Origin of the sequence: Stenotrophomonas lacuserhaii (assembly GCF_039674585.1) — a bacterium.
GTDB classification, from domain to species: Bacteria; Pseudomonadota; Gammaproteobacteria; order Xanthomonadales; family Xanthomonadaceae; genus Stenotrophomonas; species Stenotrophomonas pennii_A.
On sequence record NZ_JBDJNU010000055.1, the window covers coordinates 1 to 22,576 of the forward strand.

24 protein-coding genes and 1 pseudogene are annotated in these 22,576 nt (G+C 68.0%); 12 read left to right on the top strand and 13 right to left on the bottom strand.

Annotation, left to right across the window (positions count from 1 at the left end):
* Nucleotides 1–311: 311 nt before the first annotated feature.
* Genes ABE522_RS16090 through ABE522_RS16115 form a run of 6 tightly spaced genes read left to right on the top strand, consistent with a single transcriptional unit; the run spans nt 312 to nt 4,550 of the window.
* Nucleotides 312–953: a LemA family protein gene (locus ABE522_RS16090; protein WP_042614774.1), complete on the top strand. Its 642-nt coding sequence runs from the start codon at nt 312–314 to the stop codon at nt 951–953.
* A gap of 3 nt (nt 954–956) precedes the next feature.
* A complete protein-coding gene (locus ABE522_RS16095) occupies nt 957–1,829 on the top strand; it encodes a TPM domain-containing protein (RefSeq protein ID WP_346592559.1) in 873 nt (290 codons plus the stop codon).
* Nucleotides 1,829–2,323: a TPM domain-containing protein gene (locus tag ABE522_RS16100; RefSeq protein WP_346592560.1), complete on the top strand. Its 495-nt coding sequence runs from the start codon at nt 1,829–1,831 to the stop codon at nt 2,321–2,323. The genes ABE522_RS16095 and ABE522_RS16100 overlap by 1 nt, the downstream gene beginning before the upstream one ends.
* Before the next feature lie 48 nt (nt 2,324–2,371).
* Nucleotides 2,372–3,262: a prolipoprotein diacylglyceryl transferase gene (lgt, locus tag ABE522_RS16105; protein ID WP_346592561.1), complete on the top strand. Its 891-nt coding sequence runs from the start codon at nt 2,372–2,374 to the stop codon at nt 3,260–3,262.
* Nucleotides 3,259–4,053 (top strand): thymidylate synthase, encoded by a 795-nt coding sequence (locus ABE522_RS16110; RefSeq protein ID WP_346592562.1) that lies wholly within the window; start codon nt 3,259–3,261, stop codon nt 4,051–4,053. The genes lgt and ABE522_RS16110 overlap by 4 nt, the downstream gene beginning before the upstream one ends.
* 17 nt (nt 4,054–4,070) lie before the next feature.
* Entirely contained in the window at nt 4,071–4,550 is a 480-nt protein-coding gene (locus ABE522_RS16115) for a dihydrofolate reductase (RefSeq protein WP_346592578.1), read from the top strand.
* A gap of 15 nt (nt 4,551–4,565) precedes the next feature.
* Here the strand turns inward: ABE522_RS16115 and ABE522_RS16120 are convergent, their stop codons facing one another.
* From ABE522_RS16120 to ABE522_RS16160, 9 genes and pseudogenes are all read right to left on the bottom strand, one after another.
* Nucleotides 4,566–5,603 (bottom strand): symmetrical bis(5'-nucleosyl)-tetraphosphatase, encoded by a 1,038-nt coding sequence (locus ABE522_RS16120; RefSeq protein ID WP_346592563.1) that lies wholly within the window; start codon nt 5,601–5,603, stop codon nt 4,566–4,568.
* Nucleotides 5,604–5,618: 15 nt separating this feature from the next.
* The gene (gene apaG / locus ABE522_RS16125) at nt 5,619–5,999 is read right to left on the bottom strand and encodes a Co2+/Mg2+ efflux protein ApaG (RefSeq protein ID WP_042614797.1); all 381 of its coding nucleotides are present in this window, start codon (nt 5,997–5,999) and stop codon (nt 5,619–5,621) included.
* Between the two features lie 13 nt (nt 6,000–6,012).
* Complete coding sequence (gene rsmA / locus ABE522_RS16130) at nt 6,013–6,825, bottom strand: 16S rRNA (adenine(1518)-N(6)/adenine(1519)-N(6))-dimethyltransferase RsmA (protein WP_346592564.1); 813 nt, start codon at nt 6,823–6,825, stop codon at nt 6,013–6,015.
* On the bottom strand, nt 6,822–7,832 hold the full coding sequence (gene pdxA / locus ABE522_RS16135; RefSeq protein ID WP_346592565.1) for a 4-hydroxythreonine-4-phosphate dehydrogenase PdxA: 1,011 nt from the start codon (nt 7,830–7,832) through the stop codon (nt 6,822–6,824). The genes rsmA and pdxA overlap by 4 nt, the downstream gene beginning before the upstream one ends.
* A gap of 18 nt (nt 7,833–7,850) precedes the next feature.
* Nucleotides 7,851–9,182: pseudogene (locus ABE522_RS16140) on the bottom strand (peptidylprolyl isomerase); the annotation flags it as partial.
* The gene (lptD, locus tag ABE522_RS16145; RefSeq protein WP_346592566.1) at nt 9,179–11,605 is read right to left on the bottom strand and encodes an LPS-assembly protein LptD; all 2,427 of its coding nucleotides are present in this window, start codon (nt 11,603–11,605) and stop codon (nt 9,179–9,181) included. The gene lptD and the pseudogene ABE522_RS16140, both read right to left, overlap by 4 nt.
* A 91-nt stretch (nt 11,606–11,696) precedes the next feature.
* The gene (locus tag ABE522_RS16150) at nt 11,697–12,629 is read right to left on the bottom strand and encodes a histone deacetylase family protein (protein ID WP_346592567.1); all 933 of its coding nucleotides are present in this window, start codon (nt 12,627–12,629) and stop codon (nt 11,697–11,699) included.
* 23 nt (nt 12,630–12,652) lie between these two features.
* On the bottom strand, nt 12,653–13,207 hold the full coding sequence (locus ABE522_RS16155) for a cob(I)yrinic acid a,c-diamide adenosyltransferase (protein ID WP_346592568.1): 555 nt from the start codon (nt 13,205–13,207) through the stop codon (nt 12,653–12,655).
* Between the two features lie 11 nt (nt 13,208–13,218).
* Entirely contained in the window at nt 13,219–13,803 is a 585-nt protein-coding gene (locus ABE522_RS16160) for a hypothetical protein (protein ID WP_346592569.1), read from the bottom strand.
* A 107-nt stretch (nt 13,804–13,910) separates the two neighbouring features.
* Between ABE522_RS16160 and ubiH the strand changes: the two genes are divergently transcribed.
* Together ubiH and ABE522_RS16170 are read left to right on the top strand one after the other, a co-directional pair.
* Nucleotides 13,911–15,116, top strand: a complete 1,206-nt coding sequence (gene ubiH / locus ABE522_RS16165; RefSeq protein WP_346592570.1) for a 2-octaprenyl-6-methoxyphenyl hydroxylase — start codon at nt 13,911–13,913, stop codon at nt 15,114–15,116.
* The gene (locus ABE522_RS16170; protein ID WP_346592571.1) at nt 15,113–16,294 is read left to right on the top strand and encodes a UbiH/UbiF family hydroxylase; all 1,182 of its coding nucleotides are present in this window, start codon (nt 15,113–15,115) and stop codon (nt 16,292–16,294) included. Before ubiH ends, ABE522_RS16170 begins: the two co-directional genes overlap by 4 nt.
* A gap of 52 nt (nt 16,295–16,346) precedes the next feature.
* On the opposite strand, the gene ABE522_RS16175 is transcribed toward ABE522_RS16170, so the two are convergent.
* A complete protein-coding gene (locus ABE522_RS16175) occupies nt 16,347–16,736 on the bottom strand; it encodes an EF-hand domain-containing protein (protein WP_346592572.1) in 390 nt (129 codons plus the stop codon).
* Between the two features lie 108 nt (nt 16,737–16,844).
* On the opposite strand from ABE522_RS16175, the gene ABE522_RS16180 reads away from it, so the two are divergent.
* Nucleotides 16,845–17,270 carry a hypothetical protein gene (locus ABE522_RS16180; protein ID WP_346592573.1) on the top strand — a complete coding sequence of 142 codons (426 nt, stop codon included), beginning with the start codon at nt 16,845–16,847 and terminating at the stop codon, nt 17,268–17,270.
* Nucleotides 17,267–17,743, top strand: a complete 477-nt coding sequence (locus ABE522_RS16185) for a hypothetical protein (RefSeq protein WP_346592574.1) — start codon at nt 17,267–17,269, stop codon at nt 17,741–17,743. Before ABE522_RS16180 ends, ABE522_RS16185 begins: the two co-directional genes overlap by 4 nt.
* Nucleotides 17,744–17,797: 54 nt before the next feature.
* On the opposite strand, the gene rlmM is transcribed toward ABE522_RS16185, so the two are convergent.
* The 3 genes from rlmM to ABE522_RS16200 all read right to left on the bottom strand — a co-directional run bounded on the left by rlmM (nt 17,798) and on the right by ABE522_RS16200 (nt 21,311).
* Entirely contained in the window at nt 17,798–18,880 is a 1,083-nt protein-coding gene (gene rlmM / locus ABE522_RS16190; protein WP_346592575.1) for a 23S rRNA (cytidine(2498)-2'-O)-methyltransferase RlmM, read from the bottom strand.
* A complete protein-coding gene (locus ABE522_RS16195; protein WP_346592576.1) occupies nt 18,864–19,424 on the bottom strand; it encodes a nucleoside deaminase in 561 nt (186 codons plus the stop codon). Before ABE522_RS16195 ends, rlmM begins: the two co-directional genes overlap by 17 nt.
* Nucleotides 19,425–19,562: 138 nt before the next feature.
* Nucleotides 19,563–21,311, bottom strand: a complete 1,749-nt coding sequence (locus ABE522_RS16200) for a glutamine--tRNA ligase/YqeY domain fusion protein (RefSeq protein WP_346592577.1) — start codon at nt 21,309–21,311, stop codon at nt 19,563–19,565.
* A 130-nt stretch (nt 21,312–21,441) separates the two neighbouring features.
* On the opposite strand from ABE522_RS16200, the gene ABE522_RS16205 reads away from it, so the two are divergent.
* On the top strand, nt 21,442–21,705 hold the full coding sequence (locus ABE522_RS16205; protein ID WP_101098296.1) for a putative signal transducing protein: 264 nt from the start codon (nt 21,442–21,444) through the stop codon (nt 21,703–21,705).
* A gap of 30 nt (nt 21,706–21,735) precedes the next feature.
* A complete protein-coding gene (msrA, locus tag ABE522_RS16210) occupies nt 21,736–22,398 on the top strand; it encodes a peptide-methionine (S)-S-oxide reductase MsrA (protein ID WP_346592579.1) in 663 nt (220 codons plus the stop codon).
* The last annotated feature ends 178 nt before the right edge of the window (nt 22,399–22,576 follow it).

Genomic DNA, 22,576 nt, shown 5'->3' on the forward strand with positions numbered 1-22,576 from the left:
TGCGCTCCCCCCCCTGGGCACGCCGCTACCGCTTTTTCTTTTTTCTTTTTTCCGCGGCTGGCGGCCCCCGGAACCTGTCAGGGCGCCGGGCGGGTGGGTCATGCAGGACCGTCTGTTCGCATGGATGCGAACAGCGAGCCCCCATGGACGGGTTTACGGCGTGTCCTGCATGACCCACCCGCCCGGCGCCACCCCAGCTGCCGCACTCCAGCCAGCCGCGAGGGGGTTCCACCCGTTCGACCACCCCCGCAGCAACCCATTCACCTGGAACATGCGATGCTCCGGCTTCCAACACCCCGTGGAGCCCGGCCATGCGCCTGCTGACCCGCCTCATCCCCTTGCTCCTGCTGGCTTCCCTGTTGTCCGGCTGCGGCTACAACGCCATCCAGCAGAAGGACGAATCGGTCAAGGCCAGCTGGGCCGAAGTGCTCAACCAGTACAAGCGCCGTGCCGACCTGGTGCCCAACCTGGTCAATACCGTGCAGGGGTTCGCCACCCAGGAACGCCAGGTGCTGACCGAAGTCACCGAGGCCCGTTCGCGGGTCGGCCAGATCAACGTCAACGCCGACGATGAAGCCTCGCTGCGCCAGTTCCAGCAGGCCCAGGGCGAGCTCGGCAGCGCGCTGTCGCGACTGCTGGTGGTCACCGAGAACTATCCGGTGCTCAAGTCCGATGCCAACTTCCGCGACCTGCAGGCCCAGCTGGAAGGCACCGAGAACCGCATCACCGTGGCCCGCGGCCGCTACATCCAGCAGGTGCAGGACTACAACACCTACATCCGCTCGTTCCCGCAGGTGGTGACCGCGAAGATCTTCGGCTACCAGGTCAAGCCGAACTTCACCGTGGAAAACGAAGCGCAGATTTCCAACGCGCCGGAAGTGAAGTTCAACACCGGTGCGCCGGCCCCGCAGCCTGCACCGCAGCAGGCGCCGGCCCCGCAGCCGGGCGGCTGATCGATGCACCTGCGCCTGCTTGGCTGGTTGCTGTTGCTGTGCCTGCCGCTGGGCAGCGTGCAGGCGCAGGACCTGGCCACGATCCCGAAGCTGGATTCTCCGGTGGTCGACACCACCGGCACCCTGGATGCCGCGCAGACCCGCCAGCTGCAGCAGCAGGCGGTCGACCTGCAGCAGCGCAAGGGCAGCCAGCTGCAGGTGCTGATCGTGCCGACCACGCAGCCGGAAGACATCGCGCAGTACACCACCCGGGTGTTCGAGCAGTGGCAGGTGGGTCGCAAGGGCGTGGATGACGGGGTGCTGCTGGTGGTCGCCAAGGATGATCGACGGGTCCGCATCGAACCCGGCTACGGCCTGGAAGGCGCGATCCCGGATGCGGTCGCCAACCGCGTGATCCAGGAATACCTGGTGCCGTCGTTCCGCGCCGGCGACTATGCCGGTGGCATCACCGAAGCCACCGGTGTACTGGTCAAGCTGATCGATGGCGAGCCGCTGCCGGCACCTGTCAGCGCGCATCGCGCACCGCAGGGCGACGGCGGCGGCGACGGTTGGGTCGTGGCGGTAGTGATCGGTTTCTTCGTCGGGTCGATCCTGCGCGCGGTGCTCGGCCGCCTGCCGCGGCCGGTGCGCGGGCTGATCGCCGCGGGCGGCGCGGCCGTCGTGGCCTTCCTGTTTACTTCACTGCTGCTGGCCAGCGGTATCGCCGGCATCGTCGGCCTGCTGATGGCGGTGACCTCCGGGCATCCGGGCCGGTTCGCCGGCGGCGGCGGTTGGGGCGGCGGCAGCTGGGGCGGAGGTGGCGGCTTCGGGGGCGGCGGTGGCTGGGGCGGTGGCGGTGGCCGCTCCGGCGGCGGCGGCGCATCGGGAGGCTGGTGATGATCGGACGCGCACTGCGGCATATCGTGTCCCCGTCGGTACGGCGGACCTTCCCGGCCAACACCCTGCAGGCGATCACGCAGGCCATTGCCGCGGGCGAACAGCGCCATGGCGGGCAGGTCATGTTCGCGGTGGAAGCCGATCTGCCGCTGGATGCGCTGTGGCGCGGGGTGACCGCGCGCCAGGCCGCCGAGCGTGCCTTCGCGCAGCTGCGGACGTGGGATACCGAACACAACAACGGCGTGCTGATCTACCTGCTGCTGGCCGACCATGCCATCGAAATCGTCGCCGACCGCGGCCTGCACGGGCGGGTTGCCGAAGCCGACTGGCAGCGGATCTGCGCAACGCTCCGCGAGGGGTTGCGTGGACGTGATCCTGCGGCTGCCCTGGTGCAGGCGATCGATGAAGTATCGACTCTGTTGGCCGGGCACTTTCCGCCGGGCGCACGGTCAGACCAGGACGCGTTGCCGGATTGGCCACAGATTCTAGGTTGAGTCCCGCTGGCGGCGCTAAAATAACCCGATCCCCGCAAGGCACCGTCCATGATCTATTTCCACGATATCGACCCCATTGCCATCTCGCTGGGGCCGATCCAGGTGCACTGGTACGGCGTCATGTACCTGCTTGGCTTCGCTTCGGCCTGGTGGCTGGGCAAGCGCCGCATCGCCGCCGGGCGCCTGCCGGGCGTCAACGCCGACGGCTTCTCCGACCTGCTGTTCTACGCGATGCTCGGCGTGGTGGTGGGCGGCCGCGTGGGCTACATGCTGTTCTATGCGCTGGGCGATTTCCTTTCCAACCCGCTGCTGCTGTTCAAGGTGTGGGACGGCGGCATGAGCTTCCACGGTGGCCTGCTGGGCGTGCTCGGGGCCAGCTGGTGGTGGTCGCGCAGGCACCGCCTGCACTTCTTCGACACCATGGATTTCGTCGCGCCGCTGGTGCCGCTGGGGCTGGGCTTCGGGCGCGTCGGCAACTTCATCGGCGATGAGCTGTGGGGCAAGTTCACCGACGGCAGCTGGGGCGTGGTGTTCCCGTCGGGGCTGCCGGCGCCGCTGGCGCAGCTCGATACCGCCGCGCTGAAGGCGGAGTTCGCCGCCGGCGCGCTGAACCAGTACGCCCGCCATCCTTCGCAGCTGTATGAAGCCTTCCTGGAAGGCCTGGTGATGTTCGCGGTGCTGTGGGCGGTGTCGGCCAAGCCGCGCAACCGTTACCTGGTATCGGGCCTGTTCGCGCTGATGTACGGCCTGTTCCGCTTCGCGGTGGAGTTCGTGCGGATGCCGGACAATGGCGTCTACGTGGCCTTCGACTGGCTGACCCGTGGCCAGATCCTGAGCCTGCCGCTGGTGGCGCTGGGCCTGGTGCTGCTGTGGATGTCCCTTCGCGCGCCGGTGCTGCAGCCGGTGTTGCCGGTTGCCCCGGCCGGAGCCAAGCCATGAAGCCCTACCTGGACCTGCTGCGGCACGTGCTGGAACACGGCGCGGAGAAGAGCGACCGTACCGGCACCGGCACGCGCAGCGTGTTCGGCTGGCAGATGCGCTACAACCTGGCCGATGGCTTCCCGCTGGTCACCACCAAGAAGCTGCACCTGCGTTCGATCATCCATGAACTGCTGTGGTTCCTGCAGGGCGATACCAACATCGCCTACCTGAAAGACAACCAGGTGCGGATATGGGACGAATGGGCCGACGAGAACGGCGACCTCGGGCCGGTCTATGGCAAGCAGTGGCGCAGCTGGGCGGCCGCCGATGGCCGGCAGATCGACCAGATGCAGTGGCTGGTGGACGAGATCAAGCGCAATCCGGATTCGCGCCGGCTGGTGATCAGTGCCTGGAACGTGGGCGAGCTGCCGCAGATGGCGTTGATGCCGTGCCACAGCCTGTTCCAGTTCTACGTGGTCGACGGCAAGCTCAGCTGCCAGCTGTACCAGCGCAGTGGGGACATCTTCCTCGGGGTGCCGTTCAACATCGCCAGCTATGCGCTGCTGACCCACATGGTGGCGCAGGCCACCGGGCTTGGCGTGGGCGATTTCGTGCATACGCTGGGCGATGCCCACCTGTACTCGAACCATTTCGACCAGGCCCGCGAGCAGCTGGCGCGCGAACCGCGCGCGCTGCCGACGCTGTGGTTGAACCCGGAGGTCACCGACCTGTTCGGCTTCCGCTTCGAGGACATCCGCATCGACGGTTACGATCCGCACCCGGCGATCAAGGCCCCGGTGGCGGTGTGAGTTCCCCGCGCCTTTCGATGATCGCCGCGTTGGACCGCAGGCGCGGTATCGGCCACGGCAACCAGCTGCCCTGGCACCTGCCCGACGACCTGAAGCATTTCAAGGCGTTGACGCTGGGCAAGCCGGTGCTGATGGGGCGCAAGACCGCCGAATCGCTGGGTCGCGCGCTGCCCGGACGTACCAATCTGGTGCTGACCCGCAGTGGCCAAGTGCCGTTCGATGGCATGCGCGCGGTGGCATCGCGGGAAGATGCGCTGGCGATCTGCCGCGCGGAAGCCGCCGACGAACTGTGCGTGATCGGCGGCGGTGAGATCTACCGCCTGCTGATGGAGCATGCCAGCGACCTGTACCTGACCTGGGTGGATACCGAGGTAGCGGCGGATACCCATTTCCCGGCGGTCGACGAAGCCTTGTGGCAGCAGGCCGACAGCCAGCCGCATGCGGCCGATGCGCGGCATCCGTTCGCGTTCCGCTTCGTGCACTACACCCGCCGCTGAGGGCGGGTGCAGCGGTCAGTCCGCGGTGGGCGGACTGCCTGCACCGCCACCGCCATTGCCGCGGCCACGACCGCGTCGGCGGCGGGGACCACGCGTACGCGTCTCGCCGCCTGCAGGCTGCCCGCCCGGCTGCGCCTGCGCGTGTGGCTGTGGCGTGGGCTGTGCGGCCTGCTGGCCGTCCGGGCGTGGCCTGGGCGCACGCGCCGGCGGCCGCGTACCGGCAACCGGCGCCGGCACGTCGCGGCCGGGGACCTGCACCACGCGGAGTTCGTCGGTATCCAGCTGCAGGGCGGTGAGCTTGCCGCCCCACACCGCGCCGGTATCGATGGCATGCACGCCCTGGGTGATGGTCAGGCCGAGTGCCGACCAGTGGCCGCACACGACCTTGAGGTCACGCTCGACCCGGCCCGGCACTTCGAACCACGGGTACAGGCCCTGTTCCTGGGTGCCCGGGGTGCCTTTGTCTTCGATGCCGATGCGTCCCCGCGTGGTGCAGTAACGCATGCGGGTGAAGAAGTTGATGATCGCCCGCGAACGGTCGTATCCGGTCAGGTTCGGCGCCCAGATCGGCTTGTCGCCGTACATGTTGCGCAGCAGCTTGCGGTAGCCGTTGCCATGCAGCTGCTGCTCGACTTCGCGCGCATGCTTTTCGGCCATCTGGGTGGTCCACTTGGGCGCCATGCCGGCATGCACCATCATCCAGCCCAGCTCACGGTCGGCATGCACCAGCTTCTGCATGCGCAGCCAGTCCAGCAGCACGTCGCGGTCTTCGGCGGTGACCACGCGCAGCAGGTCCGGGTTGACCTTGCGCTGTTCTTCTTCGCTGCGCGCACCCACCGCCAGCAGCGAAAGATCGTGGTTGCCCAGCACCACCACGCTGTGGTCGCGCAGCGAATGCACCAGCCGCAGCGTCTCCAGCGACTGGCCGCCGCGGTTCACCAGGTCGCCAGCGAACCACAGGGTGTCCTGCGCCGGATCGAAGCGGATTTTTTCCAGCAACCGCTGGGTAACGTCATAGCAACCCTGCAGGTCGCCGATAGCCCACACACTCATGGCCTGGCCTCCGTGTCAGTGCAGGGTTCGGGGAATGGTCAGCACGAACGGCGCGATGTCGGCGGCGAACTCGGTGCCGTCGTCGGCCACCATGTCGTAGTGCCCCTGCATCGTGCCGTGCTCCGTACCGAGCATGACACCGGAGGTGTAACGGAAGTCTTCACCGGGGCGCAGGCGCGGCTGCTCGCCGACCACCCCGTCGCCGTCGACATGCTCCACGCGGCCTTCGGCGTCGGTGATGCGCCAATGACGCGCCACCAGGCGCGCCGCGACCCGGCCGCTGTTGCGGATGCGGATGGTGTAGGCAAAGGCAAAGCGTCCGTCCTCGGGGGCGGACTGGTCATCGAGGAAGCGTGGAGCCACTTCCACGTCCATGGCGTACTGGTCGTCGTGCATCTTGGCAGTGTAATCAGCTTGCATTGGCCAGGGCGACGAATTCCGCCACCTCCAGCTGTTCGGCACGGGCATCGGGGCGCACGCCGGCAGCGGCGAACTGTTCGGCGCTGACCACGTTGTTCAGCGCATTGCGAAGGGTCTTGCGGCGCTGGCCGAAAGCGGCCTTGACCACGTCGGCGAAGCGCTTGGGATCGTGGATGCCGACGGTGGACGGATCACGCGGCACCAGCCGCACCACGGCCGAATCGACCTTCGGCGGCGGCCGGAACGCACCCGGTGGCACCACGAACAGCGAGGTCACTTCGCAGTACGCCTGCAGCATCACGCTGAGGCGGCCGAAGACCTTGCTGCCCGGGCCGGCGGCCATGCGGTCGACCACTTCCTTCTGCAGCATGAAGTGCATGTCGCGCACCACGCCGGCATGGTCCAGCGCATGGAACAGGATCGGCGAAGAGATGTTGTAGGGCAGGTTGCCGACCAGCCGGATCTGTCCACTGCCACCTTCGGCCTGCGCCAGCGCGGTGAAATCCACCCGCAGCACGTCGCTCTGGATGATGGTCAGCGCGCCCAGCGGCGCGGCCGCGGCGGTCAGCGGTGCGATCAGGTCGCGGTCGAACTCGATGACGGTCAGCTCGGGATGCTGGCGCAGCAGCGGCAGGGTGATCGCACCCTGGCCGGGGCCGATCTCCACCAGGCGGTCGCCGGGCTTGGGATTGACCGCGCGCACGATGCTGTCGATGTAATGGCGGTCGGCCAGGAAGTGCTGGCCCAACTGCTTCTTGGCCGGGGCGGTGAATGCCGTGCCAGAGGGGGAATACTGGTTCATGCGCTAAGTCTACGTTGCCGGGCCAGTTGCGCACACAGGGTAGTGGCAGCCTGCAGGCTGGAAGGATCGGCGATGCCGCGTCCGGCCAGCTCCAGCGCGGTGCCATGGTCGACCGCCACGCGCGGATAGGGCAGGCCCAGGGTGAGGTTCACCGCCTGTTCGAAGCCGGAATACTTCAGCACCGGCAGGCCCTGGTCGTGGTACATCGCCAACACGCTGTCGAAGCCGGCCAGCTTGCCCGGCAGGAACGCGGTGTCGGCCGGCAGCGGGCCGATCAGCTGCATGCCTTCGGCGCGCAGGCGCTGCAGCAGCGGGATGATCAGGTCGAGCTCTTCGCGGCCCAGGTGGCCGTCTTCCCCAGCGTGCGGATTCAACCCCAGCACCGCGATGCGCGGGACCGGAATGCCGAACTCGCGCCGCAGCGCGGCATGCAGGGTGCGCAGGGTGTGTTCCAGACCCTCGGCGGTGATCGCATCGGCGACCTCGCGCAGCGGCAGGTGGGTGGTCGCCAGCGCCACGCGGACAATGTCATTGGCCAGCATCATCACCACTTTGACCCCGGCCTGGTCGGCCAGCAGTTCGGTGGTGCCGCTGTAGGCGATGCCGCCCTGGTTGATCACCGCCTTGTGCACCGGGCCGGTCACCACGCCGTCCAGCCGGCCGTCCAGACACGCTTGGCCGGCGGCCTGCAGCGCCTCGATCACGGCGGCGGCGTTGCGTGGGTCGGCCTGTCCGAAACGGCTGGGCACCGCATTGGCAAGGGGGTGCAGGCGCAGGTCGCCCGGCAGGCGTGCTTCGGCATCGGCCGGCAGCAGTTGCAGCGGCAGCGACAGCGCGGCGGCGGCCGCGAACAGGGTATCGGGGTCTGCAAAGGCAAGCAGCCGGCAGTCACTGCGCGGCTGCTGGATCAGGCGGATACACAGTTCCGGACCGATCCCGGCGGGCTCGCCCGGCACCAGGGCGAGCTCGGGGAGCACCGCTCCTGCGAGCTTCGCGCCTGCGAGCATGGCTCAGGACTGCGGCGGGGTGGCGGTATTCTCCGCCCGGTCGCCGCTGCGGAAGCTGACGTAGGCTTCGCCACGCAGTTCGGACAGGAAGCGGTTGTACTCTTCTTCCAGCTTGCGACGGCCGATGGTTTCACGGACCTGCGCGCGCTGGTTGTCCACGCCGACGTCCGTCTGGCGGGTCGCCACGCGCTGCACCACGTGCCAGCCGGCATCGGTGCGGAACGGCTGGCTGATGTTGCCGTCGGTCACGCCTTCCACCTGGCGTCCGAAGTCGGGACCGAAGGCATCGACCGGGAACCAGCCCAGATCGCCGCCCTGGCCGCGGCTGTTGGTGTCTTCGGACGAATCGCGGGCCACGGCCTGGAAATCGGCGCCACCGGCGATGCGGGCACGCAGGGTATCGATCTTCGCCTTGGCGGCGGCATCGTTCTGCTGGTCGGTCACGCGCACCAGGATGTGGCGGGCGTGGTATTCGGTGATGGTCTGGCCGGTGGACGCGGCCGCATTGGCATCACGCACTTCCACCAGCTTCAGCAGCTGGAAGCCGCTGGGGCCACGCAGTGGACCGACCACGTCGCCGGCCTTCATGTCCTGCATCACCTGCAGGAACGCCTGCGGGATCTCGTCCATGGAGCGCCAGCCGAGGTCGCCGCCTTCCAGGGCATTGGGGCTGTCCGAGTAACGGACGGCGGCCGCGTTGAAGTCCAGTTCGCCCTTGTCCAGCAGCGCCTTGACGCCGTCGGCCTTCTGCTTGCCGGTGGCGATCTGGTTGGCATCGGCCCCATCGGGGGTGGCGATCAGGATGTGCGCGAGGTGGTACTGGGTACCGGTGACGGCCTGCTGCTTGATGGCCGCATCCACTTCGCCTTCGCTGACGCTGACGCGGCTCTGCGCATAGCTCTGGCGCAGGCGCTGGACGATGATCTCGTCACGCACCGAGCGGCGGAATTCATCGAAATCGATGCCGTCCTGGGCCAGGCGGGCGCGCAGGGTCTCCAGGTTGCTGCCGTTCTGCTGGGCGATGGAGTTGATCGCCTGGTTCAGTTCCTGGTCCGACACGCGGATGCCGCTGCCTTCGGCGCGGGTCACCTGCAGCTTCACCAGCACCAGTCGCTCCAGCACCTGCCGGCTCAGCACATCGTCCGGCGGCAGCTGGTTCTCGCGACCGGCGTACTGGGTCTTGATGTTGGCCAGCGCGCGGTCCAGTTCGCTCTGCAGGATGACGTCTTCGTCGACGACGGCGGCGATGCGATCCAGTGCCTGGGTCTGCTGGGCCAGTACCTGCAAGGGTACGGACGCAGTGGACACCGCCAGCAGGGAGGCGAGTAGGACGGGGAGGGTCTTGGTCATGGGATCAGGTTCGGATCGTAGTCGTCGCGGGTCGCGCCGGTGGTGCTGGGGGGCACGAGATAGAGGTCGTCGCGGTTGTAGCCGAGGATAGCACGGCGCAGCGTACGGTCCGTGTTCTGGCCGATGGAGCTCAGGCCCTTCAGGACGAACTCAAGCTGGAACGAGGTATTCAGCTCGCCTTCGCGGTTGCGTACGTAGCGGCGGGCCAGGGCGCGCACGGCCAGGCAGCAGCTGTCCCACTGCACGCCACCGATGATTTCCAGCGGCTTGCTGTCTTCGATGGAGTAGTAGTAACGGCCGACCACGCTCCAGCGGGGGTTGATCGGGTACAGGAAGGACAGGTCGCCCTGCTTGAGCAGGTTGCTGCCATCGGGGTTGATGCGGTGGCGGTAGGTCAGGTTGACGATGCCGTCGTTGGACATCAGGTAGCGCGCACGCACGCTGGCCAGGTCTTCGCGCTTGTTCTTGGGGTCCCACTGGTAGGTGGCGCCCAGGTTCCAGCGGTCGTTGATCATGTAGTTGGTATCGGCGATCCAGGCCGACTTGCCCTGTTCCACCGGGCTGGGGTTGCTCGGCAGGGTGACCCTGGAATCGTCGAAATAAAGGATCTGGCCGATGCTGGCCGAGAACCGCTCGCGGCCGCTGGTCTGGTCGATGAAGCGGGTGCTAAGTGCCATCGTCAGCTGGTTGGCGTCGTTCTGGCGGTCGGCGCCGGTATAGCGCGAATCGCGGAACAGCTGGCCCCAGCTGAAGGTGAAGTCACGCGTATCGAAGACCGGCAGCTCGCTCTGGTCGCGGTACGGGGTGCGCAGGTAGAACAGCCGCGGTTCCAGCGTATGCAGGTAGGGCTTGTCGCCGATGGTGGTCTCGCGGTCGAAGAACATGCCCGCGTCCAGGCTGGCGATCGGCACGCTGCGGTGGGGCGAGGTGTTGCCGCGCAGCTGGTCCGGGGTCGGGTTGGTGATGCCCGCCGCGGCCAGGTTGTTGGCGCGGATGCTGTCGGCCAGGCCCTGTTCCAGGTCATACCCGGTGTAGCGCCAGGCCAGCGTCGGAGTCACGTACCAGGCCGCGCCACTGAACGGCATGGTCACGTAGGGCTTGATGTCCAGCCGCGAACCGCCGAGCACTTCGCGCTCCACGCCGTTGCGCACGTACTCGCCGTCGGCGTCGATGATCTTGTCATGCACGTCGTCGTGCACGAAGCGCACCGCTTCGGCATACACGCCCACTTCCAGCCATGGCAGGATCGGCTGGTCCCAGGTGCCGAACAGGCGCGGCTGCCGGTTGTAGGGCAGCGCGTCCTCGGTCAGGGTGTAATCGGTCAATTGCCAGTAGTCCGCCATCAACCCGGCGGTCCAGTTCTCACCGGTGCCGTAGATGCCGGCCTGGCTCTGCAGGTTGGACGCGGTCACGCCCAGCAGCTTGTTGGCGAAGTCTTCCAGGTAGCGCTCGTCGCTGACCCAGGCCAGCCCGGCGCGGGCCTGCCAGTTCGCGTTGAAGTTGTGGTAACCGGAATACTCGAGGCGGCCACGATCCTTGTCGCGCAGCTTGTCATCGGGCAGGTAGGCGGTACGCAGCTCGCCGCGGCCACCGTCGTACAGATAGCGGAATTCGTTGTCCAGCATGAAGCCGCGCTTGCTCATGTAGCGCGGGGTCAGCGTGTCGTCGTAGTTCGGCGCCAGGTTGAAGTAGATCGGCTGCGCGTAGTCGAACCCGTTGCGCCCGGACACGCCCAACTCCGGATACAGCAGGCCGGTCTGGCGGCGGTCGTCGATCGGGAACTTGAAGTACGGCGCCCACAGCACCGGCACCTTGCCGATGCGCAGCACGGCATTGCGCGCGGTACCGAAGCCTTCGTCGTTGTCCACTTCGATCTGCGGGGCCGACAGTTTCCAGATCGGCTGGGACGGGTCGCAGGTGGTATAGGTGGAGCGGTGCATCTGCCCCACCGCACCCTGCAGGTCCACCGATTCGGCGCCACCGTTGCCACGTCGCGACACCAGCTGGTACTGGATGTCGGAGATCTTGTGGGTGTCCGCTTCCTGGTTGCCCTCGGCGCGCTTGGCCACCATCCGGATCGACGAATCGGAGTAGCGGACATTGCCCTCGGCGGTGTAATTGCCGGTTTCCGTATCGAAGCTCAGGTGGTCGGTACCGAGGAACTGGTCACCGCGCTTGAGCGCGACGTTGCCTTGGTACTGCGGCACCGTGGAGGTGCCATACAGCTGGTCGCCCTCGATGTCGGTGGGTTGTTGGGTGCGCGTTTCCGCGGCAGCCTTGTCCGCCGGCGGTGCGTCGCCAAAGGCGGGCAGGACGTCGGTGGCAGGGCAGAGACCCCAGTTCGGCGCTTTGTCTTCGGCGAACGCCGGCAGGCAGAGGGCGATACTGAGGGGGAGAGGCAGCAGGCGGAAGGCTTTGCGCACGCGTGATGGTTCAGGCGAAAACGATCCGTAGCTTGCCCCATCCCTTGCATAGGGGCAATGAAGGCCGCTCATCGTCGGCGGCCGGGGTTCATCAGGCGGCCCCCGCCTGACCCTCCAGCAGGGCGCCGACATGCGCCACGCTGGACTCGGCCAGGGCCTGCAGGTCGTAGCCGCCTTCGAGCATGGACACCACCCGGCCGGCGCCATGGCGACGGGCCAGCCCCTGCAGTTCGCTGGTGATCCAGGCGAAGTCCTCCGCTTCCAGCATGAGATCGGCCTGCGGATCGCGCAGGTGCGCGTCGAAGCCGGCCGACACCAGCAGCAGCTGCGGCCGGAAGTCATCGATGGCCGGCAGCATCTCGTCGGCCCAGACATTGCGGAAGCGCAGGCTGCCGCTGCCCGGCGGCAGCAGGATGTTCAGCAGGTTGCCCGCGCCACGGTCGCGGCGCAGCCCGGAGTTCGGGAACAGGCCGGCCTGGTGGGTGCTGTAGTAAGCCACCCGGGGATCCAGCTGGAAGATGTCCTGGGTGCCGTTGCCATGGTGGACGTCGAAGTCGACCACGGCGATCCGCTCCAGCCCGTAGCGGTCGCGCGCATGCGCGGCGGCCACCGCGATGTTGTTGAGCAGGCAGAACCCCATCGCCGTACTGGCGGTGGCGTGGTGGCCGGGCGGGCGCACCGCGCAGAACGCCAGCGGATCCTCGCCCAGCATCACCGCATCCACCGCGGCGATGCCGGCGCCGGCGGCATGCAGGGCGGCGCCGGCCGAACCGGGCGAGGTGCGGGTATCCATGTCGATCTGCCGCAGCTCGGCGGTCTGTGCCTGCAGCACCAGGTCGATCAGCTCGGCATCGTGGACGCGGGCCAGGTCGCCGCGCTTGGCCGACGGCGCCTGGCGCCAGTCCAGCCGTGCCGGGAACGCGGCGTGCAGCGCATCGAGCACGGCCTGCAGGCGTTGCGGGGATTCAGGATGGTCCGGACCGGGGTCATGCAGCAGGCAGGAGGGATGGGTGTAGACCAGCATGGGCGCGGGGGGATCCGGAAAGGTCAGCCGTGGCGGCGCGAATGCTGCCAGAGTACTTCGCCGGCACCGTCGGCGCGGGCCAGGACGCGGGCCAGCACGAACAGCAGGTCGGAAAGCCGGTTGAGGTAATGCAGCGCCTGCGGCCGCACCGCTTCCCTGCGCGAAAGAGCGACCGTCTCGCGCTCTGCGCGGCGCACGATGGTGCGGGCCAGATGGCAGCGTGCGGCCGCTTCGCCACCGGCCGGCAGGATGAATTCCTTCAGCGTGGGCAGGTCGGCGTTGTAGTGATCCAGCTGCTGTTCCAGCGCGGTGACGTCGGCATCGGTGATGGCCGCATGGCCGGGGATGCACAGCTCGCCGCCCAGATCGAACAACTGGTGCTGGAGCCGGGTCAGCAGCGCCTGCACGTCGGCAGGCAGGGGCACGGCCAGCAGCACGCCGAGCGCCGAATTGGCCTCGTCGACCGTGCCGAACGCGGCAACGCGCGCATCGTCCTTGCCGACCCGGCTGCCGTCGCCCAGCCCGGTGCTGCCGTCATCGCCGGTGCGGGTATAGATGCGTGAAAGCCGGTTGCCCATGTGCCCGTACCTCAGCCGCGCACGTCACGCTGCGCCTGGCGCAGCTTGCCGACCTGTTCCACGGCCAATTGCAGCGCCGCCGCCAAGCCGACGTACAGCGCGGTCGTGCCCAGGTAGGGCACGAACCAGTCCGCGTAGTTCTTCAGCCAGCCGCCCACGGTGGGATCGGCGACGTTGCGGGTGGTCCAGTAGAAACCGCCCTGGGCGAACAGGTGGCAGACCGCCACGGCCGTCGCCACCAGCACCACCGCCTTGGCCAGCGTGGACCATTGCGCGCCTTGGTAGCCATGGCCCAGCGCCAGGCCGCCGGCCCACATCGCGAAGTAGGCGGGCAGCAGCATCCAGTAACCCGGCGAAACGCAGTAGTGCTGCCAGAAATCCAGCCCGAGGTTGCGGATGACGATCCAGTCGACCAGCACCGCCAGCGCCATCAGCAGCGGGAACGCCCAGCGGGTCCAGCTGCGCAGGTAGAAGCCGCCGATGAAGAACACCGCCCAGGAGGCATCGGGCAGGGCGGCGAAATGATTCACCCGCGTGGCGGCCATCAACAGCACCAGGCAGGTCAGCACGAAGGCACGTTGCAGGGAGGTGGTCATCGGGGCGCACACGGGAGGTTGAACAAAGCCCATTCTAGACCGGCTGCACGCCACCGCGCAGGGGCGGCTGCGGGCCAGCGGCCGCGGCGGGCGCGTATCATGGCGACATGAGCGAACGAGTTGATGTCCTGATCATCGGCGGCGGACTGGTCGGCGCCAGCCTGGCCATTGCGCTGCAGCGCATCGGCCGCAGCGCCTGCCTGCTGGAAGCCAGCGCCGCCGGTTCGCTGCCGGCCGTGTTCGACCAGCGCAACCTCAGCTTCGCCGCCGCCACGGTCAATGCACTGACCGCGCTGGGGGTGATGCAGAAGCTGTCCAGCGCGCCCGGCCCGATCACCCGCATCCATGTCAGTCGCGCCGGTGACTTCGGTCGCGTGCAGCTGGCGGCCGCCGACTACGGCCGGCCGTGGTTCGGGCAGGTGGTGGTGGCACGTGACTTCGGCATGGCGCTGGAGTCGCGGCTGCAGGAACTGCCGCAGCTGCAGCGGCGGGCCCCGGCGCGTTTCATCGGCCTGGGCGCGGTCGTCGATGGCTATCGCCAGGTCCAGGTGCAGGACGACGCCGGTGAGCACACGCTGCAGGCGCGGCTGGTGGTCGGTGCCGATGGCACCGCCAGCGGCGTGCGCAGCGCGCTGGGGATCGGCGTGGATGAACATGATTTCCAGCAGACACTGTTCGTGGCGCGCGTGCGCAGCCAACGCGCACCGGATGGCACCGCATGGGAGCGGCTCACCGATACCGGCCCGACGGCCTTGCTGCCACGCGGTGATCGGCATTTCGGCGTAGTGCACGGCGTGGCCCGCGACGAGGCGGACGCCGTCATGGCACTGGACGAGGCGCCCTGGCTGGCGCGGCTGCAGGCGGCGGTGGGCTGGCGCGCCGGGCGCCTGCTGGAGTCCGGGCCGCGCGCGGCCTATCCGCTGCGCCAGGTGCTGTCGCGTGCGCTGGTCGGCGAACGCACGGTACTGCTCGGCAATGCTGCGCAGACCATCCACCCGCTGGGCGCGCAGGGCTTCAACCTGGGCCTGCGCGATGCGCTGACCCTGGCCGAGCTGCTGGAAGCCGAGGGCGATGCCGGTGCCGACGCGCTGCTGCAGGCCTATGCGGCGCGAAGGGAGGAAGACCGGGCGCAGACCATCGCATTCTCTGGTGGATTGGCGCGCCTGACCAGCAACGATGCCCCGCTGCTGCGTCCGCTGCGCAGCCTTGGCCTGCTGGCGGCCCAGGCCACCTCGCTGCAGTCGATGCTGGTCGGAGGCTCGATGGGCTTCCGCGGCGAGGTACCGAAATTGTGCCGTGGAGAAGCCGCATGAGCCGCCGCGCACGTACCGACGTGGTGATCGTCGGCGGCGGCGTGGTCGGTGCTGCCTGTGCGCTGGCACTGGCCGACGCCGGTCTGTCGGTGACGGTGGTCGAAGGCCATGAGCCGGCGCCGTGGCAGGCGGCGCAACCGGACCTGCGGGTGTTCGCCTTCGCGGCGGACAACGTGCAGCTGCTGCAGCGGCTCGGCGTGTGGGAGTCGATCGCGCGCGGTCGCGCGTATCCGTATCGCCGCATGCAAGTATGGGATGCGGCCGGAGGCGATGACCTGCTGTTCGACGCGGATCGGTTTGGCCGCAGCGAACTGGGCTGGATCATCGAAAACGGCCTGCTGGTCGATCGGCTGTGGGCGGCCCTGCCGGCCGCCGGCGTCGATGTGCATTGCCCGGCCCGGGTGGAAGGGATGGAACAGGACGAGCACGGCGTGCGCCTGCGCCTGCACGACGGGCGCCGCATCGAAGCGACCCTGGCCATCGCTGCCGATGGCGCCGAATCCACGTTGCGCCAGCTGGCCGGGATCGAGGTGGACCGCCACGATTACCATCAGCGTGGCGTAGTGGCGTACGTGGACAGTGCGCTGCCGAACCAGGCCACGGCGTGGCAGCGTTTCCTGCCGGGGGGGCCATTGGCGCTGCTGCCGGTGGCCGAACGGCGCAGTTCGATCGTCTGGACCCTGCCGGAGGAAGAGGCGCAGCGCGTGCTGCAGCTGGACGAAGCCGCGTTCAACCGCGAACTCACGCGCGCCTTCGGAGGCCGCCTGGGGGACCTGCAACTGGTATCGAAGCGGGCCGCGTTCCCGCTGCGCCGCCAGCTGGCCCGCCACTATGTCGCCGGGCGGGTGCTGGCGCTGGGCGACGCGGCGCACGTGGTGCATCCGCTGGCCGGCCAGGGCGTCAACCTTGGCCTGCGCGACGTGGCCGCGCTGCAGCGCTGGCTCGCCCCTTCGGCACAGCGCCGCGGCCAGCCGCAGCTGTCACCGCAGCGGCTGCAGCGCTGGGCACGCGAACGTCGCAGCGACAACACGATCGCCGCCTACAGCTTCGATGGCATCAACCGGTTGTTCTCCAACGACGAACTGCACCTGACCCTGGCGCGCGGTCGCGTGCTCGGCTGCACCGGCAAGCTGTCTCCGCTGCTGCAGCTGTTCTGGAAGCGCGCGGCGGGGGTGTGACCGCCGCCGGTAGCGCCGAGCCACGCTCGGCGGCTCTGGAGCTCGATGGAACTCAATCCAGCAACCACCCGGCCAGGTCACCGCGGTCCAGCTTGCCGCGGCGCTTCACGTCCAGCGAAATGAACTCATCGGCCAGCGACGGATTGGCCTGCGCCTCGTCACGACTGATGTAGCCGTCGCCGTCGAGGTCCAGTTCGCCGAAGTGGATCCGGTAATGGCCCGCCGCGCTGGACGGCGTCAGCGAACGTACCGTCACCGGCGTTTCGCCCAGCGGCACCACGATGTCCACGCTTCCGGTCACCCGGCCCGCGGACAGCTCCTGCGCGCGCACGACGCCGCTGTCATCGCGCAGCGGCTGGCTCTCGGCCGCGGGACGGGATTGCTGGGCCAGGGCGGGGCCGGCAGCCAGCAGGATCAGCAGAACGATGTAACGGGAGTGCATGGCAGATTCCTCTGGGACAGGATCAGGTGGCGCGTCCTGATTCTGAAAGCCATCACGGCGCGCGCTGGGCATAGTCCCATGATCCTTCCCGTGCGAGCGTACCCGTCCATGAATGTCAGTCATCTGCTTGTCCAACTTTTCAAACCGGCACAGGCCGCCCGGGTGGCCGCACAGGCACGCATCGCCAACGCACCGGGCTGTGAACGGGCGCCGATTGCCGCCTTGCTGAAGCGCGTCAACAACGCAGGCACCCTGCGCGGTGAGGTTTCCATCTGCAAGGCCGCACGACGCCTGGATGCGCACATAAAGGGGAGGGAAGAACTGACGCCTGCGCAGATCATCAACCAGGTTCGCGCGGTGAAGCAGGAGCAGCGCACCCTCCTGCACGACCTGATGCAGCGCAGTGCCGGGGTCCGCCCGGGCAGTGTACGGGCGCAGGAGATCGCTGCTACGCGGGCCGCGCTCGAGTCGGCACGCCAGTTCAACTGGAACCTGCGCGTGGCCGCCTCCGCCACAAAGACGGCAAACGCATGAGCTTCCCGGTCAAGGGCTGCCTTGCCCCGTTCCGCGCGCTGCGCAGCCATTGCGTGGGCGCTCCCCGCCGTGTCGAACTGCCGCTTGATCCGGCGGCGAAGAAGGCACTGGAAAGCGTACTGCTGACAGTGGTCAACGCCAGCAATGCAGGCATCACCCCCTCAAGCCGGGCGCAGAAGCTGCATGACCGGCTGCTCTGCGAACAGCTTGGGGAAGCAACCAGACCCATGAGCCGGCGCAAACTGGCCGGGAGCCTGGAACGCCTCCAGACCGAGTACGCGGCGACGCGCACAGCGCTGCGGGCTTCAGGAATACGCTGGTCGAGAGACTGGATGATGGGAGTGGAATGCTCCGACGGCACCGAGCTTTCCTGCGTCTACGCGCGTATCGAAGCGGCTACCGCCGTCATCCACAGTGCAGGCGCGGCGCGGACGGAAATGAGCGCGACGCGCCCACGTCCGGCCTCGTGGTAGCGCTTCGCACGGGGCCGGCATCCCGCCGAGCATGGCTCGGCGCTACCGGTATGATCAGCGCAGCGGCGAGGCCAGCACGGTGATTTCTTCGCGGTCGTGGTAGAGCTGCTTGGCGCGCACGGTCAGCGACTTGCCGGCCTGTTCCTCGAACAGTTCCAGGCACAGGCGGGTTTCATCCCAGCGCTTCTTCATCGGCAGCTTCAGGTTGAAGATCGCGTGCTTGCACCAGCCTTCGCGGAACCACGTCGCCATGCGTTCGGCGACCCGGCGCGGCTGCTCCACCATGTCGCAGACCATCCAGTCCAGCGACTGTTCCGGCGACCAGTGGAAGCCGTCGGCACGCAGGTGTTCGACCAGGCCGGTGTCCAGCACGTGCTGGCGCAGCGGGCCGTTGTCGATGCTCAGCACCTTCAGGTGCTGGCGGGTTAGTACCCAGGTCCAGCCGCCCGGCGCGGCGCCCAGGTCGGCCGCGCGCATGCCCGGCTTCATCAGCGCCTCGCGCTCTTCGGCGGTGAGCAGGGTCAGCAGGGCCTCTTCCAGCTTCAGCGCGGAACGCGAGGGCGCGTCCGGCAGCAGCTTCAGGCGCGGGATGCCCAGCGCCCACGGTGCACTGTCCGTGGGTGAGGCGACGCAGACGAACGCGTGGGTGCCATCGACGAACACCACGTGCAGGCGCGGCAGCTTCTCGTTCGGCTTGTCGGTCAGCTTTCCGGCCTTGCGCAGGGCCGGGCGCAGCGCATTGCCGAACGCGCGCGACAGCCCGGACAGCGGCTTGCCGGCATCGGAGTCGGGGTGTTCCACCCACAGATCGCCGAAGCGCGGCGCGTCGCCCAGCACCGCCAGCATCGGGGTGATGCGGTCGGCCGGATCCAGCTGCGGCAGTTCGGCCAGTACCACCAGCTTCTGCCGCGCGAAGATCAGTTCGCGCCAGGACAGCATGCGGCTGAGCGCGGCGGCTTCGTCGCACATGAAGAGCACGTAGCCGTCATTGCGCTGGGTACGCGCATAGCCGGCGAAACCGAATTCTCCGGCGCGCGTGGTCAGTTCGCCCGCCAGTTCCGGTTCGAATCCCTGCCGGCACAGGCACAGCAGGCCTACTCCTGCCGCGGCAGGAGACGTATCAGTAACGGGCGCCATCGGCTTCTCCATACGTACGCAGCACGGCGCGCGCATCGTCGCGGTTGAGGCCCTGCACCACCTCGATGCCGCGCTTGTTGAGTTCGCCCACCCAGTCCGCCGGCAGCGGGCCTTCGTCGAACGGGGTCAGCTCTTCCACGTCGGCCGCACTGGCGCCGATCAGCAGGCGATCGATGCCGGCCCAGACGGTCGCGCCGTAGCACTGGCAACAGGGCTGTGAGGACGTCGCCAGGGTGATCGGGGACAGCACATCGTTCAGCCGCGGGGTCTGCAGGCGCTGCTGGGCCAGCATGTAGGCCATGTTCTCGGCATGCGCCAGCGAGGTGTTGTGCGGCATCACGCGGTTCACGCCCACGGCGATGACCTGGTCATCCGGGCCGAACACCACCGCGCCGAACGGGCCGCCGCTGGCGTGCTCGACATTCGACTTCGACAGCGCGATGGCCAGCGCGACCTTGGCTTCGTCGCCGGGATAGCGCTGATCCAGGTCGATCTGGTCATGGATCCAGGCGGGAAGGGTCAGGTGGACTTGCGCATACAGCATCGCGGGGTGCCTCTCATCGGGTTACGGGGGTGGAACACAACAACAGCCGCGCGCAGTGTAGCCCGCGTCCGATGAAGCGGGCGGGCAGGGGCAGGCGGCGATGGCGCGCGGGGTGAGCCGCGCGCGGGACGGTCGGCGTCAGGCCGACCAGGTATCGCGCAGGGTCACGCTGCGGTTGAACACCGGCCTGGCCGCAGTATGGTCGCGGCGATCAGCCACGAAGTAGCCGGTGCGTTCGAACTGGAACGACAGTTCCGGCGACGCGATGGCGGCGGCGGGCTCGACATAACCGGTCACGGTGCGGCGCGATTCCGGATTCAGGTAATCACGGTAGGTCTTGCCTTCCGATTCGTCGTCCGGGTCGGCGACCGAGAACAGGCGGTCGTACAGCCGCACTTCGGCCGGCACCGCGTGCACGGCGCTGACCCAATGGATGGTGCCCTTGACCTTGCGGTTGGCGCCTTCCATGCCCGGACGCGATTCCGGATCCAGCCAGCCGCGCAGTTCGGTGATGGTGCCGTCGGCATCCTTGATCACTTCATCGCAGCGGATGATGCCGGCGCCGCGCAGGCGGACTTCGCCGCCCGGCAGCAGGCGCTTGAAGCCCTTCGGCGGCACTTCGGCGAAGTCTTCGCGCTCGATCCACAGCTCACGCGAGAACGGCACGCTGCGGGTGCCGAACGACTCATCCTTGGGGTGGTTGCTGAAGGTCAGCGATTCTTCGTGTCCTTCCGGCAGGTTGACCAGCACCAGCTTGACCGGGTCGATCACCGCCATGCGGCGGGCCGCGGCACTGTCCAGGTCCTCGCGCAGCGCGCCTTCGAGCACGCTGAAATCGATCTGCGAATTCTGCTTGCTTATGCCCACGCGTTCTGCGAACAGGCGCATCGCCGCCGGGGTGTAGCCGCGGCGACGCAGGCCCTGCAGGGTCGGCATGCGCGGGTCGTCCCAGCCGTCCACCAGCTGTTCGGTGACCAGCGCCATCAGCTTGCGCTTGCTCATCACCGTGTAGTTGATGTTCAGCCGCGAGAACTCGATCTGGCGCGGCTTGGCCGCTTCACGCGGCAGGCCGGCATCGACCAGCGGCGCGGTCAGTGCATCGTCATGCGCGTAATCCACGTTGTCCACGCACCAGTCGTACAGCGGACGGTGGTCTTCGAATTCCAGCGTGCACAGCGAATGGGTGATGCCTTCCAGCGAGTCGCCCAGCGCATGCGCGAAGTCGTACATCGGGTAGATCGGCCATTCCGAACCGGTGTTCTGGTGCTCGACGTGCTTGATGCGGTACAGGGCTGGATCACGCAGGTTGATGTTGCCGCTGGCCATGTCGATCTTCGCGCGCACGGTGCGTGCACCGTCGGGGAACTCGCCGGCGCGCATGCGTGCGAACAGGTCCAGGTTTTCTTCCACGCTGCGATCGCGGTACGGCGAGGGCCGGCCCGGTTCGGTCAGGGTGCCGCGGTAGGCGCGCACTTCTTCGGCCGACAGGTCACACACATAGGCCTTGCCGTCGCGGATCAGCTTCTGCGCGGCCAGGTAATAGGCCTGGAAGTAGTCCGAGGCGTGCCGCAGCTCGTTCCACTCGAAGCCCAGCCAGCGCACGTCGTCCTGGATGGCGGCCACGTACTCGGGGTCTTCCCGGGCCGGGTTGGTGTCGTCGAAGCGCAGGTTGCAGACGCCGCCGAATTCGCCGGCGATGCCGAAGTTCAGGCAGATCGACTTGGCATGGCCGATGTGCAGGTAGCCGTTGGGTTCGGGCGGGAAGCGGGTCTTGATCGCCTGGTGCTTGCCGCTGGCCAGGTCCTCGCGCACGATCTGGCGGATGAAATCGCGCTTCTCCGGGCTTTCGACGGGGGTCTCGGGGCTGGCAGGGGTGTGCTCGGACATGATGCGGCAATCAAGGGCAGAAAGATCGCCAGTCTAGCGTGTCAGGGGCTGGCTTGCCCGGCATCGCCGCGGGCGGCGGCCCGTACATCGCGGCGGGCGTATGCTGGCAGCCAGCTGCCGAGGAGCTGCCATGCATATCGTGTACAAGGCCGACAATCTGTTCGATGCCCATCTGGTGAAGCACGCGCTGGAGGATGCCGGCATCCCCGCCTTCGTGTTCGGCGAATCGCTGCTGGGCGGGATGGGCGAGCTGCCGCTGTTCGGCGTGCTGCGGGTGGCCGTGCCGGAGGCGGCGCGGCCGGAAGCTGAAGCGATCGTTGCCGGGCTGGACTTGGGCGCTGCCCCTGGCGACCCCATTTCAGACACAGACGATCTTGCCGGACAGCCGGCCTAGGAGCACCACATGTTGGGACTTGGTAACGGCATCCTCGGCATCGGGGCCTTCAAGCAGCGCCTGCCGCGACCGGAAGAGGCCCTGCCGGGCCGCGACCAGCCGCTGCCGCTGCACAGCAACCAGCACTTCGTGAACAGCCATCCGCTGAAAGACCGGTTCGCCGGGTTCGAGCGGATCCGCTTCGCGCTGGGCTGCTTCTGGGGCGCGGAGCGCAAGTTCTGGACGCTGCCCGGGGTGTACAGCACGTCGGTTGGTTATGCCGGTGGAGTGACCCCGAACCCGACCTATGAAGAGGTCTGTTCCGGGCTCACCGGCCACACCGAGGTGGTGGAGGTTGTGTTCGACCCGAAGCTGGTCAGCGTGGCGCAGCTGCTGCAGGTGTTCTGGGAAAGCCATGACCCGACCCAGGGCATGCGCCAGGGCAACGACACCGGCACCCAGTACCGTTCGGCGATCCACTGCCTGACCGAGGCCGAGTACGCTGCGGCGGTGGCCAGCCGCGATGCCTATGCGGTGCAGCTGGAGGCGGCCGGTTACGGGCCGATCACCACCGAGATCGTGTATCCGGCACCGGCGTATTACTACGCCGAGGATTATCACCAGCAGTACCTGGCGAAGAATCCGAACGGCTACTGCGGGATCGGCGGCACCGGCGTGAGCTGCCCGATCGGGTTGCCGCCTGCGGCGGGCTGACGCTTTTCGGGCAACGTCTAAAGCGACGGCAACGGCAACGGCAACGGCAACGGCAAGGTCAAAAGCTGCAGGGCTGTTGGTTGGGGGGGGGGGGTGGGCTGGCGGGAATCGCCGTGAATCCGTCCCTGGAGGCTCGCCATCCGCATCCATGCGGATGAGCGTTCCCGCCAACCCACCC

Excerpts from the sequence above, each read along its gene's own strand:
- lgt (WP_346592561.1), top strand. The coding sequence starts at position 2,372 with ATGATCTATTTCCACGATATCGACCCCATTGCCATCTCGCTGGGGCCG.
- ABE522_RS16205 (WP_101098296.1), top strand. The coding sequence starts at position 21,442 with ATGCATATCGTGTACAAGGCCGACAATCTGTTCGATGCCCATCTGGTG.
- ABE522_RS16195 (WP_346592576.1), bottom strand. The coding sequence starts at position 19,424 with ATGCTGTATGCGCAAGTCCACCTGACCCTTCCCGCCTGGATCCATGAC.
- ABE522_RS16185 (WP_346592574.1), top strand. The coding sequence starts at position 17,267 with ATGAGCTTCCCGGTCAAGGGCTGCCTTGCCCCGTTCCGCGCGCTGCGC.
- ABE522_RS16160 (WP_346592569.1), bottom strand. The coding sequence starts at position 13,803 with ATGACCACCTCCCTGCAACGTGCCTTCGTGCTGACCTGCCTGGTGCTG.
- apaG (WP_042614797.1), bottom strand. The coding sequence starts at position 5,999 with ATGCACGACGACCAGTACGCCATGGACGTGGAAGTGGCTCCACGCTTC.
- ABE522_RS16200 (WP_346592577.1), bottom strand. The coding sequence starts at position 21,311 with ATGTCCGAGCACACCCCTGCCAGCCCCGAGACCCCCGTCGAAAGCCCG.
- ABE522_RS16110 (WP_346592562.1), top strand. The coding sequence starts at position 3,259 with ATGAAGCCCTACCTGGACCTGCTGCGGCACGTGCTGGAACACGGCGCG.
- ABE522_RS16155 (WP_346592568.1), bottom strand. The coding sequence starts at position 13,207 with ATGGGCAACCGGCTTTCACGCATCTATACCCGCACCGGCGATGACGGC.
- ABE522_RS16180 (WP_346592573.1), top strand. The coding sequence starts at position 16,845 with ATGAATGTCAGTCATCTGCTTGTCCAACTTTTCAAACCGGCACAGGCC.
- ABE522_RS16120 (WP_346592563.1), bottom strand. The coding sequence starts at position 5,603 with ATGAGTGTGTGGGCTATCGGCGACCTGCAGGGTTGCTATGACGTTACC.
- ubiH (WP_346592570.1), top strand. The coding sequence starts at position 13,911 with ATGAGCGAACGAGTTGATGTCCTGATCATCGGCGGCGGACTGGTCGGC.
- ABE522_RS16100 (WP_346592560.1), top strand. The coding sequence starts at position 1,829 with ATGATCGGACGCGCACTGCGGCATATCGTGTCCCCGTCGGTACGGCGG.
- ABE522_RS16095 (WP_346592559.1), top strand. The coding sequence starts at position 957 with ATGCACCTGCGCCTGCTTGGCTGGTTGCTGTTGCTGTGCCTGCCGCTG.
- pdxA (WP_346592565.1), bottom strand. The coding sequence starts at position 7,832 with ATGCTCGCAGGCGCGAAGCTCGCAGGAGCGGTGCTCCCCGAGCTCGCC.
- ABE522_RS16150 (WP_346592567.1), bottom strand. The coding sequence starts at position 12,629 with ATGCTGGTCTACACCCATCCCTCCTGCCTGCTGCATGACCCCGGTCCG.
- ABE522_RS16175 (WP_346592572.1), bottom strand. The coding sequence starts at position 16,736 with ATGCACTCCCGTTACATCGTTCTGCTGATCCTGCTGGCTGCCGGCCCC.
- ABE522_RS16170 (WP_346592571.1), top strand. The coding sequence starts at position 15,113 with ATGAGCCGCCGCGCACGTACCGACGTGGTGATCGTCGGCGGCGGCGTG.
- ABE522_RS16090 (WP_042614774.1), top strand. The coding sequence starts at position 312 with ATGCGCCTGCTGACCCGCCTCATCCCCTTGCTCCTGCTGGCTTCCCTG.
- rlmM (WP_346592575.1), bottom strand. The coding sequence starts at position 18,880 with ATGGCGCCCGTTACTGATACGTCTCCTGCCGCGGCAGGAGTAGGCCTG.
- rsmA (WP_346592564.1), bottom strand. The coding sequence starts at position 6,825 with ATGAACCAGTATTCCCCCTCTGGCACGGCATTCACCGCCCCGGCCAAG.
- ABE522_RS16115 (WP_346592578.1), top strand. The coding sequence starts at position 4,071 with ATGATCGCCGCGTTGGACCGCAGGCGCGGTATCGGCCACGGCAACCAG.